Genomic DNA, 263 nt, shown 5'->3' with positions numbered 1-263 from the left:
AAGCGAGGAGGGCGAAGAGTGCCGTTCCGCCTAGGATGTTGCCTATTAATACGGGCACAGTGAAGTCCCATATCATCGTGAAGATGCTGATATCGCCATGCGCGACGAGCAGGAATGCCTCCACGCTGCCGGCAATAATGTGGGTGAACTCGGCGATCGCGATAATATAGGTGAAGAGCACGATGACGAGGAATTCGCTGCCGGAAGCGCTCGGCAAAATCCACACGATCGCCGCGATGAGAAAGCCGGCACCGATGGCGCGC

1 protein-coding gene is annotated in these 263 nt (G+C 57.0%); it reads right to left on the bottom strand.

Annotation, left to right across the window (positions count from 1 at the left end; translation table 11 throughout):
• A partial coding sequence (locus tag CH341_RS32805; RefSeq protein ID WP_146604796.1) for a formate/nitrite transporter family protein occupies positions 1-263 on the bottom strand: 263 nt, incomplete at both ends.

Source organism: Rhodoplanes roseus (assembly GCF_003258865.1).
In the GTDB taxonomy this organism is placed as follows: domain Bacteria; phylum Pseudomonadota; class Alphaproteobacteria; order Rhizobiales; family Xanthobacteraceae; genus Rhodoplanes; species Rhodoplanes roseus.
The sequence above is the reverse complement of the archived record's forward strand: the minus strand, read 5'-3'. Positions and strand labels throughout refer to the sequence as shown.